The organism is Foetidibacter luteolus, assembly GCF_009650435.1.
Classification (GTDB): domain Bacteria; phylum Bacteroidota; class Bacteroidia; order Chitinophagales; family Chitinophagaceae; genus Foetidibacter; species Foetidibacter luteolus.
The window spans coordinates 63,493-79,283 of record NZ_VVIP01000043.1; the positions used below are offsets into that span (position 1 = coordinate 63,493).

Here is a 15,791-nt window from a genome sequence, read left to right on the forward strand (position 1 = left end):
GATTTAATCCAAACGATATTCCATTAATTTTGGGCACAATTTCAAACTTACCGGCATGAGCCTGCTTCCCTTTTCTGAATCACCTTTTCAATTGCAGTTAAGTTTTTCGCTGCTGCTGGGTAACCTGGAAGCCCAGGCGCTTAATAGCGATGCTACTGGCGAAAGGGCCAGGCAGTTGTTACAGGAAGCCCGGCTTTACCCGGAGTTAAGAACAGGTATAACCTCGGCCGTGCAAATTGAAAACAACAAAGCGTTTATCAGCAGGTTACTGGCGGATTATTTTCCGGCTGCTTTAACCCTTAACGAAATTAAGGCGGTAAACATACCTTACACGGATGTATTCTTTAACCATACGCAGCGTTTTCAGAACATACTTGCGTCCGCTGGGCCGGGTTTTGACCTTAGCATACGAGATTTTGACGACCACCAGTCCTATGTGCTAAGCTGCTGCCTTATCCTTAACGAGTTTTATGGTACCCGGCTGGATTTTGGCCGCCCGCTGTTTTACGATATACCCACCGCGGAGGGCATTACCCGGCATTACCGTATTTTATACAACGCCGATTTCCTGGATATACTGCCTACTGAAAAATCCAGGCAACTTACGCAGGATGATTTGCACCTGCTGATGGACAACTATGATGACCTTGCCTTATGGAAAGAAATGTTTCCCCCCGAAAGCTGGATACTGAAAGGCTTCGCCATCATGACGTTGTTTGATGCCACGGTAGAAAATGCGGTTTCTATTTTTAAAGAGAAACTGCTGGGCCTGCATACGGAAGGCTTCCAGGACAGCGTGGAATCTATTTTCCGTTCCATCTTCCGCATACCAGACCTTAAGATTGGCTTTAGCATTTATAACCCGGAAGACGGCAGTTTTAGCGCTGAAAATTTTGGCCAGCAGATACGCAGCTTTATACTGCAGAATGGCGGCTATACACAAGCGCAGGATTTGTTATGCTCTCAATCGTACAACTGCCTGGTTAAAGAGAACAGTTATTTCGCGGTGTCAAATACGGCGGATGTACTGGCAGCGCAGCCTGCAAACCTGCTGGCCAAAAGGTTTCTTAACCAGGATATACACAGCTTTATTTTAGCGCCGGTTATAAAAAACAACGTGCTGCTGGGTGTGCTGGAAGTTGTTTCATCGCGGCCACGGGAATTAAATACCATTAACGCCAACAAGTTGCAGGTGGTAATGCCTTTTTTAACCGATACAGTTGAGCGGCTGGTAGCACAGTTGCAAAACGAAGTACAGGCTGTTATACAGGACAGGTACACCAGCATACACCGCAGTGTGTACTGGAAGTTTAAAGAGGAGGCGCAAAAGCTGATACGCCGCCGGTTCTCCGGTAAAAATTACGTGCCCAAAGAAATTGTTTTTTCCGATGTGTATCCGCTGTATGGCCAGGTTGATATCAAAGGCTCATCAGAAGCACGCAATGCCAGCCTGCAGAACGATTTGAAGCTGCAGCTAACAACGCTGCAGGCCCTGTTGCAGCAAGTAAAACAGAACACGCATACAAGCCTTCAGCCATTGTTGCACCAGGTTAAAGAGTACCTGGCAGAGTTGTCATCGCCACTAAAGGCCGATACAGAACAATCTGTCAGCACCTACATTGAAACGGCTGTACATCCTGTATTGAAACAACTGCCTTTACCGGCCATCCAGGAATATTTTAAGGAAGCCAATAACAATAACGGTACTTTTCATGTTCACCGCCATAAATACGAAACAACTGTTTCGCAGATTAATGAAACTCTGGCAGATATTATTGACGATAGCCAGCACCAGGCCCAGCAATTGTTTCCCCATTACTTTGAAAGGTTTAAAACAGATGGTGTTGAACACAACCTGTACATAGGGCCATCCATAGCGCCGGGCCAGGCTTTTACCATGCAAAAGCTGTATGACCTACGCTTATGGCAGTTGCAATGCCTTTGCCGCATGGAGATTGCCCACCAAAAACTAAAGCCCTCGCTGCCTTATGGGTTAGATGTAACAACGCTTATTCTTGTATATCACTCCCCTATTGCCATACGCTTTAGAATGGATGAAAAACGTTTTGATGTAGACGGCAGTTACAATGCCCGTTTTGAGATTGTAAAAAAGCGTATTGATAAGGCCCATGTAAAAAATAGCCACGAACGCATTACCCAGGCTGGCAAGGTTACCATTGTATATTCCAGCGAGGTAGAAGAAGAAGAATACCTGGGTTATATACGCAACCTGCAACAGCAGGGCCTGCTGCAGGGCATTGTTGAAAAACTGGAAGTAGAAGATCTGCAGGGCATATCGGGCCTTAAAGCATTACGGGTAGAAATTACCCGTCAGGAAATATAAGGGCTTTTTATGGGACCAACTTTATTGCTACTATTAAGCGACTGTTGTGTCACTCACTTGTACGTTCTGTAATCCTATTCGCCATTGTGCAACAACTGCGTCACCATTATGCAGCATGTGTTTCAGTAATCCGGTTAACCGGTCTTTACCTTATAACCAATTAATCTTAAATAACCGGCGACTATGATACCGAAATTAATACTGTCAGGCTAAGCGCCGCCATAAGCAGAACTTAGCCTGACAGTAATTTTTTTAAGATAAAGCCTACTGGCGTGATTAGAAATTAAGCGCCAATTTAGAAAACAGGCGCATGCCGTTTCCGCCCATTTGTACAGCGTCCCAGGGCCCGCCGGTTTCGTTATTAAATGCCCATCCTTTTGCGCCAGGCGCCACTCCCAAATCGGGGTGCACATTAAATAAATTATCTACTCCCGCAAAAAGTGTGATGCTTTTCGCAAGTTTAAAAGAAGCAAATACATCTGTAACAAGTTTGCCTGAATAGTTGTATTGATCAGGAACATAGGCGCCGGTAGCATCGGTTGGTACCTGTGGTAACAGTACATTAGCCGGATTGCTGCCATCTCCATATCCCATCAATACAATTTTGCCAAAATAGGTAAATCTTGTGCCCACGGTGAACCTGTCTTTGCCATATTCAAGGTTGAAAGAGAATTTTGCTTTTGGCGCAGAAGCCAGAATAAAATTCTTTTCCCTCTCGCTCAGGAATGTGGAACGCAATTCCGGTGTTGCTGATAATCTTGAAGGTACATTTACCTTGTCTATAGTCATCTTCTGAAAATTTGCCGTAAACAATGCCCTGAAGTTTTGCTTTCCGGCAAATTGCCGGTTATAGTCAATCACAATATCAACACCCTTGTTGGTTGTATTTACGGCATTGGCAAAAAATTGTGCAAGGCTAACATTAAGCCCTTTTAATGTGCTGGTAAAAACAGGGTCGAGTGTAGGGTCATCCGCGCTGAACTGGCCGGAGAGAACTACACGGTCTTTTACCTTTACCCAGTAGCCATCTAATGTTATGGTAAGCCCTTTTGCAGGTTGCAAACTAAAACCAAGGCTGGCATTTAAAGATTTTTCCTGTTTCAGTTCGTCTATACCGGCAGATTTTGTGATGGGGCTGTAGTTGGGGGCAATCTTTACCTCAGCTATATTGCCACCCTGAACGGTAGTAAAAGTATTGCTGAAATTAATCTGTGCAAGTGACGGCGCTCTGAAACCTGTGCTTACAGACCACCTGACATTAAAAATTGAGGTAGCCTTGAAACGTGCTGCCAGCTTGTAGTTACTGGTAAACCCAAAGTCACTGTAGTTTTCAATTCTTATCGCTGCATCCAGCAATAACTTTTTTGTAACGTCAATCTCAGCATCAATATATGCGCCTACTACATTGCGGTTAGCGCTTACTTCATCCCCGGGTTGGTAACCGGGATAGCCCTGCGAGCCACCTGCTTTAAAAGTACTATCGAAAAGCGCATCGCCATTATCATCAAAAACAGGATTGCCATTTTCATCCCTTGTTGAATCTCTGAAAAGATAGTTAGGCGTGTAAGTTTTGTAAGAAGCTTCTTCGCCCCTATATATGGTATATTTCTCATACCTGTATTCGGCGCCAAAAGCCAGGTTAAAACCTGCAGCAATACCGGGTATTTCTTTGGAGAAATTAAGGTTAGCAGTATTCTGTAAAAAGTTGAAGCCGCCATCGTCAAAATGCGTTTTGTTGGCGCCAAGTGAAGCGTTAAATGTTTTATCTCCATAATAATGAAAATCATTTCTGCCCAGCGTATTGCTGAAATCCCACTGCCAGTCTCCCGCCATTTTGCCTTTAACACCAGCTGATATTGACAGATCTTTAATTCTCGTTTGTATATGTGGGTCAAAATGAGTATCCCCATCAGGAGTCTTATACATAATTTCTGGAACATTAATTAAAGCCACATCATCATCTATGCCCGTTGTGGGAAAACGCTCGGGACGGCCAGAGAAATCTCTTGTAAATGCAAAAGCGTCAGATTTTTTAAAGTTGTAGCCGCCAAATGCGTAGAAACTTGTTTTGCTACCGGAAAACGGAATTTCCATGTTAAAAGTGCCTCCGCCATTTATTAGAGAACCGTCGCCATTTGCTCTTCTTACATAATTTACCGGCAATGAATTTTTATCGTCAAGGTTATTGTTCAACTCTTGCCTGAATGTTTTTCCGTTAGCAATTAACTGTCCTGCGAAGTTTACATAGCCTCCATTGCCAATCGGCAATCCATAATTCAACCCTACATTTACGGCGTTTCCGTCAATCTTTCCATTGTTCCTGTATTCGCCGCTAGTACGCACTTTGTAGGTATTATACTTGTTATCCAGGTATCCCGAATAACCAATATTTGCGCTGAATTTCTGTACATCTTTTTTGAGAATGATATTGATAACACCCGCCATTGCATCAGAACCATATTGGGCGGATGCACCATCTCGCAAAATTTCAATACGGTCTATGGCAGACACGGGTATAGCACTTAAATCCGTACCGGAATTACCCCTTCCCCTTGTTCCGAATACGGCAACAAAAGCAGTTTGATGGCGGCGTTTACCGTTAATTAATACCAATGTTTGATCCGGGCCAAGTCCCCTTAATGTTGCAAGGTCTATGTGATCTGCTCCGTCACTACCGCTTTGTTTGTTATAGTTGAATGATGGGGCAGCATAATTTAAGATTGATGTTACGTCCATACGGCCAGTAGGTAAAGCAGCTTGCGAGACATTAACAACATCAACGGGAACGGGTGTTTCTGTTTTGATACGCCCGGCACGCCGGGTGCCTATCAAAACAACCTGCCCCAGTTCGGTTATGGATGGCTGAAGCGAAATATTAATAACCGGTTGCCCGTTTACGTTTACTGTTTGGGTGGCAAAACCTACGTAGCTTATTTCCAGTACATCGTTACGCTCTGCCTGTATTGTATAAGTTCCGTCTTTGCCGGTAAGCGTACCTGTTTTTGTTGATTGAACTTTTATAGAAGCGCCTTCCACACCGGCGCCGGTTGACGCATCTGTTACCTTACCGGTAACAGTAAATTTTTGTGCCGAAGCACCCAGAAATAACAGTAGACATACTACTGGAAGCAGAAGTTTGACGAGTCGCATAGCAGTTATTAGTTTTAAGTTAACAACAAGTTAATGCATATTTAATGGAAGCTTGCGCGGGCTGGCATTAAAAACTGCTGAAAAGAAAGAGATGTTTTGCAAAAATGGGAGCAAAATCTATCCAAGGTTTAAAACAGTTGCATGGCCGCGTGGCTGCAAATAACGCAACAGGTTACACCTTGGGTGAGGGATTGAAGCGGTTACCCCGGTGAGGCCATAGCAGCCGGGCCTTTGTGCCGGAGTAATAGCGGAAAGCCCGACCCCTTGCGATAGCTTGGGGGCACCCCCTTAAAACATTACTCCATCTGGCGCCCCTGGAGCCTCAATTATTGTTTACGCTTTACCTTAGCGGTATATGGAGGCGCTAAGACCGTTATTAACCACCTACGCTTATAACATACTGGGCTCGCTGGAAGAGGCGAAAGACGTAGTGCAGGATGCTTTTCTAAAGTTTATGCATATAGATGCCAGCCGTATAGACGACAAAAAGGCCTACCTGGTGCGTACGGTTATTAACCTTTCCATTAACGCGAAAAAGAAGCTGCAGAAAATGAAAGCGGGTTATACCGGTGAATGGTTGCCGGAACCAATTGCAACAGAGCAGGCGGATACCGCCATCAACCGCCGCGAAGTGCTGTCTTACTCGCTGATGGTACTGCTGGAAAAACTAAACCCCAAACAACGGGCGGTATTTATACTGAAAGAGGCTTTTGATTACGATCATGAAGAAATAGCCCGTGCCCTGGATATTACGGTTGAAAACTCCCGCAAATTGCTTAGCCGTGCAAAAAGCCAGCTAAAAGAAGATGCCCTGCCGGATAGCAGCGTGCCGCCAGGGTACCTGGGCAAATACCTGGAAGTAATTCAAAAAGGCGATACCGCAAGGCTGGAGCAACTGCTGAATGAGGATATTGTGGCTATATCTGACGGTGGAGGCAAAGCGCCTGCCTTTATTAACCCTATCTATGGCAGAAAAGATGTTATTGCCGGTATGCTGGGCATATTCAAAAAAACTTTGAGTATGAGTGCCAGTTTAAGGCTTGAAGAAAAAATCATCAATCATCAGCCAGCCCTTTACTACTATGTTGATGACAAACTGGTAACCTGCCAGATATTTTCTGTAAGAGAAGGGATCATTGAGAATATCTGGTTAATACGCAACCCTGACAAATTAAAATCTTTAGAAAAAATATCCTGAAACCTGTCACGTTTTTTTGCATGGCTTGTTTTTATATAAAACATGTAAAAACAACATTTATGGAAAGAATATCTTACAGGGATTTGCCCGCTGGCTATTACCAGGCTTTACTACAGGTAGAAACATTAATAGGCAAAAGCAGCCTTGACCACAAACTGCTGGAGCTGATGCGCTTCAGGGTTTCGTTAATCAACAATTGCGCTTACTGCCTGGACATGCACTTTAAAGAGGCTACCCATGCCGGTGAAACGCCGCTGCGGTTGTTTTCAGTAGGGGCATGGCGGGAAACGCCTTACTATACACCAAAAGAGCAGGCTGTACTTGAATTTGCAGAAACGCTTACCAAAATGCCGGCAGACGAACACAGCGACCATATTCACGATGAACTGCGCAAATATTTTACCACGCAGGAAATTGGCGCACTTACGCTGGCCGTAGCCCAGATTAATTTGTGGAACCGCATCGTAAGGTCATTCGGAAGTGTGCCCGGTAATTACCAGGTTAAGGAGAAGGTGGCCGCCAACTAACAGCCTATTCTTCTAATTGAGGCAGGCGCAAACATTATTTGTTCCTGCCTTAGTTTAATTTACAAAACACTATTCTTAGCTTCTGCTTTGTAGCCTTTCAGCGGCGTTATCAGCACTTGTCTAAATTCCACTTCCGATCCTTCGGCCTGTAAAGCTATACTGCCTTTGGTAGCAGTGCAGTTGTAGCCGGCATTAACAAGATCTCCGTTTTCCCAAACGGTAATAGAATCGCTCACACACTCAATTACCATCGTGTTCCATTCGCCCATCGGTTTTTCAGAACTATCGGTAAGATTTTTAATACGGCGTTCTTTACCATCCACCGTACCCCAGTTGGCTTTTGGCCCGCGGCGCTTTTCCATATCAGGCACCTCGATATTTTCAGAAATACACCAGAAATCACCGGCATTGTTATGCATCAGTTGCGACTCAATTGACTTTGGAAACATCTTGTACAGTATACGAGGTGTAGAAGCATGCAGTATAACGCCGCAGTTGCCGGGGTCGCCTGCAAAACGATACTGCACTTCAAGCCGGTAATTCTGGTAAAGCGAATCTGTTATTATATGCCCCTGCGGACTGGCAAGGCTTACCAGCAGGCCATTGCGGATAATAAAAGGGCTTTTGGCGCTGGCATTGGTGTCCATTGCCGGTACATCAATATGCCAGCCATTAAAATTCGTTCCGTTAAAAAGGCTGTGTGTTTGTGCAGTGCAAAAAGCAGCGCTTATTAGCAGGCATGCGGTGGTAAGGTATTTTTTCATGTTTATGATGGTACCGTAAATATATAGCGGCGCACGTTGTGTTTGCAGCAAAATTTTTATGGGCCCGGCAGCAGGACAAGCATTGGGCTTCCGTTGCGTCGCACTCTTCTGCGCCTTGTTCGCTATGCGGCTTTTCAGCCCATGTACCATAGGCCCGGCACAATTACTGTTCCCCGGTTTCTTCTTCCAAATCTTTCAGCAGTTTGTTTACATCTTCTTCAGTAGAAGTAAGTTTGGCCCTGCATATTTTAATAAGCCGGGTAGCCAGTTTTACTTTTTCTGACAGCTCATCCACCGATATTTCGCCTTCTTCAATTTCGCTTACAATTTGCTGCAACTGTTCAAATGCCTCTTTATAGGTTATGGCTTCTTTCATGGTAGTGTATTTTTTTGGGTTGATGATACCGTACTGGCAATGCTGCCATCGTGGGTTATGGTAGTAATGGCATCGCCCTGTTTTATTTCAGTAACAGATTTTACAACCCGGCCATTTTGTAAAGTAATGCTGTAGCCACGCTTTAATACATGAACGGGGTTTAGCAGGTTAACCGTTTTTTCCAGGCCGTTTATTTCAACCTGTTGGGCATGTAACAACATGCCGCTTTTCTGCTCAATTGCAGTAACAGCATCCTTCAACAGGCGATGAGTATTTTTTAATGATTGTAATGCATTCCTGTCAATGCTTCTTTGCAGTTGCTGCTGGGCGGTTTTGTGGTGCTTTATTAAATAGATGGCCTGGTTTATCATCCACCTTGCACGGTTATTTAAATACTGCTGGTTCTTTTGCAGCAGGCCCCTGGCTACAGAACGAAAAAATTTCACCTCATTGTCCAGCGCTGATTTTTCCTGCCGCAGCAATCGGTTGGCCAGTGTTGTTATTTTTTCCTCGGCCTGCTGTACAGGCACCGCAAAATCGTGAAATGACTGAATTAAATAATCAGCCAGTTCAGTTGGTGTTATGGCATTTTTAAAGGCCACCATTTCCGCAACCGTTTCGTTGGTGGCGTGGCCGATGCCTGTAATAACCGGTAACGGAAACAAGGCTATTTCTTTGGCCAGCCGGTAGTTATTGTAAGATGATAGGCCCACATCCCCACCGCCGCCGCGTATGATGGCCACCACATCAAAATGGCTGGCCACCGCTTTAATTTTCTGCAATTGCTTAATGATAGAATCTACGGATTGATCGCCCTGCAGCAACGCCGGGAACAGGTGCTGAAAAAAGCGGTAGCCCCAGTGATTGCCATTGAGTACTTTTAAAAAATCAGCGTACCCTTTGCTGGTTTCTACAGAAATAATGGCAATACGCTGTGGCAACAGCGCAGGTACTAACTGTTTGTTACAGGTAAAAATACCTTCCTGCTGTAACTGCTCTATCGTTTGCTGTTTTTCCCTCTCCAATTCTCCCAGCGACCAGGATGGGTCAATATCAATAATACGCAGGCTAAGACCATGCACGGGGTCGAAGCTGATGGTGGCACAAAACAAAATGCGGATGCCGTCTTTCAGCGGCTCTTTCAGTATGCGCAGAAAGTCATTATTAATACGCAGGAAATCATTCTTCCATAAAACAGAACGCAGTTGCGCCACCACTTTACCGTCCTTCTTTTCCAGCAGCTCCGGGTAACAATGGCCGGAGTAAGAGTAATGGTTAAGCTTGTTCATTTCTGCCTTTACCCAAAATACACTCTTGTACCTGTCTGCCAGGGTTTTCTGGATGCTTTGGGTAACTTCCAGCAGCGAGAATATTTTTTTATCGTTAATAGTTTCAGGCATTGAGATGGCGCTTTGAAGCAGGCAAATATCTTACTTATATGATGTTTTAACTAAAAATGTTAGTTTTGCTGTATGTTCAGAAGTCAAATGAATAGCAAAATTGGAAACCTGCTTAACTATCTGAGTACCCGGATACCAAACTTGAGTATGACAAAAGCGCTTAAGTTACTTTACCTGATTGATGAAACTTCTTATGTTCGGTCCGGTGCCCCTGTAACCTGGCTTGACTATAAGGTTTGGGAAATGGGCCCGGTGGCGGAAGAGTTGTACAATGAGCTCCGTTACGACCAAACACTTGTACAAAATGGCGAAGCTATAAACCTGAGCAATTTTATAGAAGCAAAGAGAGAAAAAGGTTTTGAAGGCCAGGAACAGGTAGTTATCTATCCAAAAGGAACTTACCAGTTGAATGAGTTTTCTGCCTTTGAAAAAGAACTCATAGAAAATGTTGTGGATCGTTTTGGGTATTGTTCCGCACGCCAGTTAATTGATATCCTGCACCAAGAAAAAACTTTGTGGCATAAATGCGTTACTGACAATCACTTGAAAGAAAATTTCAGGATATACGGCAAAAAAAGTAACCACTCTATTGATTTTACAGATTTAATAATCAGCAACCCTATTTTGCAAATGGCTGCCCAATCTGCTTTTGAAAGTATGCAGATGCAAGAGGAGCTTGATAATCTTGATGCTTAATACATGGAATGGAAATCCGGCCTTATCCTAAGGATAAAGAACTATAAATTTGAAGATGATAATTCTATACGTGACAAGTATTCTGTTGTGTTATACGCTACTGACACGGAGGCTTACCTGATCCATTCCCTTACTACCAGCCAGAATAATTTGCATGTTGGTGCACAAAACTATGGGTGCTCTGTACAGTATAATATCCCTTACTTCTTTTTCCCAAAAAATTATGTTGTTGGAAACGAGAACTTTTATTTTGAGAAGGATACATTTATCTTTTTTAATAATAATGTTCGTAAAGAATCTCTTTTGAAATTCAACCTGGCTGCAAGTAAAACCTTTGGAGTCATCAAATTAGGAGTGCTTACAAACGATGAACTCAAAAGAGTACTGAAATGTGCGTTGAAGTCAAAATTTTTAACGGAAGAAGTTGAAACAATTCTGTCGGCTTTTAAAGCCACATTATAAAAGTGCTCTTGTTTCTATATACAGTTGGTATCTATGAATTCCAATGAATCCCCGCTATATAGAGGGATGTTGTATTGGTTGCTCAGTAAAGTTCCGAACTTACAAGTGAGTGACACAACCGCCGCCTCACAGCAGTACCTCTGCCCGTTCCCAAAAACGCAGAAGCAAATGCTCCGGGCATTTGCTTCTGCCACCCCTAACTACTTTTCTTATATTTATCCCGTTTCATTTTTTAACCAGCGCTTTAACCAATGAAGAAACATTTAGCCTGTTGCCTGCTTGCTTGCGTATGCCTGTTTGTATCTGCCCAAAAAAACGACGCGCCGTGGTGGAAACAAAATAACCTGCGGGTTATTCAAACCAATTTGCCAGCTTATGAGGCCGCAACCCTTAACCCGGATTCACTGTTACAGGACCTGAAAAATTTTTCGGCCAATACACTACTGATAAATGCTGGCGGCATTATGGCTTTTTACCCTACGCAAATGCCCTTTCATTACACCAACCCATACATGAAAAGCAATATGCTGGGCGATGTGGTAAAGCTGTGCCATGCCAACGGCATTAAAGTGATAGTACGCTTTGATTTCAGCCGCGTACATGAGAGCATCTTTAAGGAACATCCCGACTGGTGCTACATCTCTGCAAAAGGTGAACGGATGATTAATACAGACATGTATGTGGTAAGCATTAACGGGCCTTATGTGCAGCAGAAGGCTTTTGAGATAATCGCGGAGGTAATGGATAAATACCCCATTGACGGAATATTTTTGAACATGCCGGGTTACCAGGTGCGCAACCCTTACGAAGACAAATACCAGGGCATTGACCAGAATGATTATGACGCCAAAGCCTTTGCCGGATGGAGCGGCGGCCTGCCGCTACCTAAAGAGGAAAATAAGGCAGATACTTTGTTTCAGCGCTATGCGGAATTTAAAAAGGTTACAGTGGAAGACTGGCAACGCCGCCTGCATGAAATGGTAAAGCGTAAAAATGAACAGGTAGCCATTTGTACGTATTCGGATAAGTATGTGGACATTATCCGTCATGAAAGCCAGGCCAGCCCATTGCCTTACTGGCCCTATGGCGCGTCAGACAATGTGAGCAATGCCGCACATTCTTTTCCGCGGCACATCATCAGCAACAGCAGCATACAGCAAATCTCTTTTCAAAGCAGGTATAATGCCATTGAACCGGAAGAAGTGGCTATACGGCTGTACGAAAACATTGCCAACGGTTCCGGCCTTGATATAAGCATGATGGGCGATATGCGTGGTTACGAGGATGAGCGCAACTACGAGGTAATTAAAAGTATTTATGCTTTTCATAAAAAACACGAGCCTTATTTTGGCAATTATCGTTCGGTAGCCAATATTGTTGTTGTAGCGCCGGGGTCATGGCCATCCGGGCTGCCCATGCAGGAGTACAGGGGCCTGCAGTTAATGCTGAAAGAAGCACATATTCCTTTCGATATAATAGAAGATGCCCAGTTGGCCAACCTTGCCGCTGAGTTAAAGAAATATAAGTTGCTGCTGCTGCCTGATATCACTTACCTGAGCGCCGCATCCAAACAGGTGCTGAAGAGCCTTGTACGTTCCGGAACAAATATTATCGCTACCAATACCAGCCTGTTTGATGACCCTGGACTGCTGCTTGAATTGTTCGGCGCCAGGATTGTAAAGAAAGAAAACGATGGCAGCGGCAACTACCTGCGGCCGGACAGTAAAAAAATTTTTAAGCGGCTTGAAAAGCAAAGCATGCTGTCCTGGAAATTAAACCTGGGGCTGTATGATTTTACAGGGGCTGATAGCACTTACCTGCCCATATTAAGCAAAGGGCGGCCTGGCCCGCCAGAAATTATTGGCGGGCATGAGCCTACCGGTTATTACGCTATGGGAATGAAGAAACATGGGAATGCTAAAGCGGTATTGCTTCCCAATAATATCGGCAGGTTATACTACCAGCATGGTTACCAGCAGTACAAAAACCTGTTGCTGGATGTGGTTGAACATCTTCTTCCAACAGCGGCAGATGTAATACAGACCAATGCACCCGGAAGAATTGAATTTGTATTAAACGAATATGGAAAGAATACAGCAGCCAACAGGGGTAAAGCGCCTGTTGCTGGGTTACTGCTTCATGCCATTAACCTTACCGGCTTTAGCGGCAATACCTATTTTAAGCCATTGCCGGTGTACGGGATAAAGATTAAAGTACAGTCAGCTTTTAAACCCTCCAAAGTGTTTGCATTAAGTACGGGTAAAGCATTGCCGTTTACATGGAAAAACGGTTACCTGGAAACAAAACTGGATGCACTGCAAAGCTTTGAAGTTATTGTAATGGATAAGTGATAGTTGCCATAGGAAATACTATAACACATGCACATCGTACATCTTAAATCCCACATCTCACATTTGTCTCATTTCCTCAGCCTGGCCTCTTCCAGGTCAAGGTCTTCTTCTTTGCGGCGAATCAGCTCATGGGGGTAAGTATGGTTTTTGTGAAATTTTTTCAGTTCGTTGCGCCTTACTTCAATCAGTTCCAGTAATAAGCGCCGGAAGGTTAAAAAGCTGTTGGTGTTGGGGCGTTCGGCATCCTGCTCCAGCAGTTTTTCGCTGGCCGCGTCAATAAGCCGCTGGTAACGGAATCTTAGCTGCCGGAAAGCTTCCTCTTCTGCCGCCTGTTCGCCACAGTTGGTATCAATATAATTGATAGCCGCGGTGGCCAGTGCAATCTGCAGGCTTTGCTCCTGCTCCTCTTCGTTATCCCTCACTTTTATATTAAAGAGTTTTATAAACCAGGGCAGGCTAAGCCCTTGCAGTACCAGTGTAAACAGTATTACTACAAACGTGATAAAAAGAATAAGGTTACGGTGAGGAAAAGCCGGCCCGCCTTCACTAACTACCAGCGGTACAGCCAATGCCGATGCCAGCGACACCACGCCCCGCATGCCGCTCCAGCCTACAATAAAAACAGGCTTCCACCCGGGGCGCTGCTCCCTTAAGCGTATTTTTTTGCTCAATAACCTGGGCAGGTAAGTGCCCGGAAAAACCCAGGCAAGCCGTACCGCAATGGTTACCAGGCTTATAATAACAGCATACAATACGGCTTCAGATAAGGAATAATCCCACAGGCCACCCACCACTTCGGGTAACTGCAGGCCTATAAGTATAAACACAACACCATTTAACAAAAACACCAGTGTATCCCACACGCTTTGCGTTTGCAGGCGTGTACTATAGCTAAAAATGTCACTGGAGCGGAAGGAAAGAAATAGCCCCCCGCTTACAACAGCCAATACGCCGGATACATGAAAATGTTCCGCAGTTATGTACATTAGGTAAGGTGCAATAATGGTAATGGCAGTATCAATACTGGGCGTGGTGGGCAGGTAGCGGTGAATAGCGTACATAATGTTGCCAATAACCAGCCCAATGGCAATACCTAACAGCACCAGCCAGGTGAATGAACCAATGGCTTTCGAAAGTTCAAACTCGCCGGTTTGCACCGCTGCCACTGCAAAGCTGAAAACAATTAAGCTGGAAGCATCGTTAACCAGGCTTTCTCCTTCCAGTATGGTAACAACCCGTTTGGGCACTTTTAACTCCTGCAATACACTTGTAGCAGCCACAGCATCCGGCGGAGAAATAATGCCGCCGAGTAAAAAGCCCAGCTCCAGCGGAAAACCGGGTATAATGGCGTGTGCCGTAAAAGCAATAACAGCGGATGTAAATATCACCAGCCCAAAAGCCAACAGGCTTATGGCCCTGCGGAAGCGCCAAAACTCTGCCCAAGATGTGTTCCATGCTGCGGCATATAGCAATGGTGGCAGAAATACAATAAACACCACTTCCGGTTCAAGCGTAACATGGGGTACATCCGGCAGCAGGCTTATGGCCAAACCCGCCAGTACCAGGAAGATTGGGTACGAAATACGCAGTTTTTGGCTAAGCATAGAAAGCATGCTTACCGCCAGCAATAACACCAGTACAAGTAATAATTTGTTTTCAAGCATAAGCAGAGGCTGTTTGCGGTTGTTTTTGCCACAATTTAAACATCCGGCGCCATCTGTACAGGTATATGGCAGGAAAATTGGAGTAACCTCTAAAAAGCTATATGAAAGCCACATTGATAATGCTGCTTTTCGCAATTGTTATAACCTCCTGCAATAATCAGTCGGGCCCGGCTGAAAATGCAGACTCCGCAGCGGTTAAGGCAGGGTTGCCCATTCCCGGCGATACTGTGCAGCATAAAGATACCGCAACGTTAGACGGGCGCTGGGTACTGCAACCTGTACTGGCATCTGACACTGCTGCCGGCCATAACCCCGAGATTATTTTCGATCTTTCTAAAAGTAGTTTTGCCGGTAATACAGGCTGTAACCGGATGAGCGGTACGTTTGTGCAAAAGGCTGACAGTCTTAAGTTTAACGAACAGGTAATTACCACACGCATGGCCTGCCAGGGGTATAACGAAAAAGCCTTCCTTGATAATCTTTTTATTGTTAACCGTTACAGGATAGAAAACGGCGTGTTAATGTTTATGAATAACGAAACCGTTGTATCCAAATGGGTGCGTAACTTAAAAACGCCTCGGTTGAAAGAAGCGTAAAATATTTATACCGTAACTATTCTTTATGGCAAGTGGGTAGGTAGCAAATGGCGAGTGGGATGCCCACGAGTGTTTACATCGTACATCCCACATCTTACATAAGAAGTACTTTGTATTTGTTATTTGGGGGTGCCCCCAAGCTGCGCAAGGGGTCGGGCTTTCCGCTCATACTCCGGCACAGAGCCCCGCCGCGATAGCCTCACCGGGGTATCCGCTTCAATCCCTCACCCGGTGGTGCAGCCTGTCGCTTCTGTTGTGGTTAT

General features: G+C 44.8%; 12 protein-coding genes. 7 read left to right on the forward strand and 5 right to left on the reverse strand.

Annotation, left to right across the window (positions count from 1 at the left end; all coding sequences use genetic code 11):
- The first annotated feature begins 55 nt into the window (after window positions 1–55).
- On the forward strand, window positions 56–2,344 hold the full coding sequence (locus tag F0364_RS12885; RefSeq protein ID WP_153798195.1) for a GAF domain-containing protein: 2,289 nt from the start codon (window positions 56–58) through the stop codon (window positions 2,342–2,344).
- Window positions 2,345–2,620: 276 nt separating this feature from the next.
- Here F0364_RS12885 and F0364_RS12890 read toward each other — a convergent pair whose 3' ends face one another.
- Window positions 2,621–5,494, reverse strand: a complete 2,874-nt coding sequence (locus F0364_RS12890; protein WP_153798196.1) for a TonB-dependent receptor — start codon at window positions 5,492–5,494, stop codon at window positions 2,621–2,623.
- Window positions 5,495–5,849: 355 nt separating this feature from the next.
- On the opposite strand from F0364_RS12890, the gene F0364_RS12895 reads away from it, so the two are divergent.
- Both F0364_RS12895 and F0364_RS12900 read left to right on the forward strand, forming a co-directional pair.
- Window positions 5,850–6,692, forward strand: a complete 843-nt coding sequence (locus F0364_RS12895; protein ID WP_153798197.1) for a sigma-70 family RNA polymerase sigma factor — start codon at window positions 5,850–5,852, stop codon at window positions 6,690–6,692.
- Window positions 6,693–6,751: 59 nt separating this feature from the next.
- On the forward strand, window positions 6,752–7,219 hold the full coding sequence (locus tag F0364_RS12900) for a carboxymuconolactone decarboxylase family protein (RefSeq protein ID WP_153798198.1): 468 nt from the start codon (window positions 6,752–6,754) through the stop codon (window positions 7,217–7,219).
- Between the two features lie 59 nt (window positions 7,220–7,278).
- On the opposite strand, the gene F0364_RS12905 is transcribed toward F0364_RS12900, so the two are convergent.
- From F0364_RS12905 to xseA, 3 genes are all read right to left on the reverse strand, one after another.
- A complete protein-coding gene (locus F0364_RS12905) occupies window positions 7,279–7,983 on the reverse strand; it encodes a 3-keto-disaccharide hydrolase (protein WP_153798199.1) in 705 nt (234 codons plus the stop codon).
- A gap of 163 nt (window positions 7,984–8,146) precedes the next feature.
- Entirely contained in the window at window positions 8,147–8,359 is a 213-nt protein-coding gene (gene xseB, locus F0364_RS12910) for an exodeoxyribonuclease VII small subunit (protein ID WP_153798200.1), read from the reverse strand.
- The gene (xseA, locus tag F0364_RS12915; protein ID WP_153798201.1) at window positions 8,356–9,759 is read right to left on the reverse strand and encodes an exodeoxyribonuclease VII large subunit; all 1,404 of its coding nucleotides are present in this window, start codon (window positions 9,757–9,759) and stop codon (window positions 8,356–8,358) included. Before xseA ends, xseB begins: the two co-directional genes overlap by 4 nt.
- 147 nt (window positions 9,760–9,906) lie before the next feature.
- On the opposite strand from xseA, the gene F0364_RS12920 reads away from it, so the two are divergent.
- The 3 genes from F0364_RS12920 to F0364_RS12930 all read left to right on the forward strand — a co-directional run bounded on the left by F0364_RS12920 (window position 9,907) and on the right by F0364_RS12930 (window position 13,268).
- A complete protein-coding gene (locus F0364_RS12920) occupies window positions 9,907–10,455 on the forward strand; it encodes a Panacea domain-containing protein (RefSeq protein WP_207632654.1) in 549 nt (182 codons plus the stop codon).
- 3 nt (window positions 10,456–10,458) lie between these two features.
- Window positions 10,459–10,917 (forward strand): hypothetical protein, encoded by a 459-nt coding sequence (locus F0364_RS12925; protein ID WP_153798203.1) that lies wholly within the window; start codon window positions 10,459–10,461, stop codon window positions 10,915–10,917.
- Window positions 10,918–11,168: 251 nt separating this feature from the next.
- Entirely contained in the window at window positions 11,169–13,268 is a 2,100-nt protein-coding gene (locus F0364_RS12930) for a family 10 glycosylhydrolase (protein ID WP_153798204.1), read from the forward strand.
- Between the two features lie 68 nt (window positions 13,269–13,336).
- Here the strand turns inward: F0364_RS12930 and F0364_RS12935 are convergent, their stop codons facing one another.
- Window positions 13,337–14,932 (reverse strand): Na+/H+ antiporter, encoded by a 1,596-nt coding sequence (locus F0364_RS12935; RefSeq protein WP_153798205.1) that lies wholly within the window; start codon window positions 14,930–14,932, stop codon window positions 13,337–13,339.
- 101 nt (window positions 14,933–15,033) lie between these two features.
- Between F0364_RS12935 and F0364_RS12940 the strand changes: the two genes are divergently transcribed.
- Window positions 15,034–15,528, forward strand: coding sequence for an META domain-containing protein (locus tag F0364_RS12940; protein WP_153798206.1), 495 nt, complete (start codon window positions 15,034–15,036; stop codon window positions 15,526–15,528).
- Window positions 15,529–15,791 lie beyond the last annotated feature (263 nt).

Bases quoted from the DNA above. Each gene is read 5' to 3' on its own strand.
- F0364_RS12885 (WP_153798195.1), top strand. From the start codon at position 56: ATGAGCCTGCTTCCCTTTTCTGAATCACCTTTTCAATTGCAGTTAAGT.
- F0364_RS12890 (WP_153798196.1), bottom strand. From the start codon at position 5,494: ATGCGACTCGTCAAACTTCTGCTTCCAGTAGTATGTCTACTGTTATTT.
- F0364_RS12895 (WP_153798197.1), top strand. From the start codon at position 5,850: ATGGAGGCGCTAAGACCGTTATTAACCACCTACGCTTATAACATACTG.
- F0364_RS12900 (WP_153798198.1), top strand. From the start codon at position 6,752: ATGGAAAGAATATCTTACAGGGATTTGCCCGCTGGCTATTACCAGGCT.
- F0364_RS12905 (WP_153798199.1), bottom strand. From the start codon at position 7,983: ATGAAAAAATACCTTACCACCGCATGCCTGCTAATAAGCGCTGCTTTT.
- xseB (WP_153798200.1), bottom strand. From the start codon at position 8,359: ATGAAAGAAGCCATAACCTATAAAGAGGCATTTGAACAGTTGCAGCAA.
- xseA (WP_153798201.1), bottom strand. From the start codon at position 9,759: ATGCCTGAAACTATTAACGATAAAAAAATATTCTCGCTGCTGGAAGTT.
- F0364_RS12920 (WP_207632654.1), top strand. From the start codon at position 9,907: ATGACAAAAGCGCTTAAGTTACTTTACCTGATTGATGAAACTTCTTAT.
- F0364_RS12925 (WP_153798203.1), top strand. From the start codon at position 10,459: ATGGAATGGAAATCCGGCCTTATCCTAAGGATAAAGAACTATAAATTT.
- F0364_RS12930 (WP_153798204.1), top strand. From the start codon at position 11,169: ATGAAGAAACATTTAGCCTGTTGCCTGCTTGCTTGCGTATGCCTGTTT.
- F0364_RS12935 (WP_153798205.1), bottom strand. From the start codon at position 14,932: ATGCTTGAAAACAAATTATTACTTGTACTGGTGTTATTGCTGGCGGTA.
- F0364_RS12940 (WP_153798206.1), top strand. From the start codon at position 15,034: ATGAAAGCCACATTGATAATGCTGCTTTTCGCAATTGTTATAACCTCC.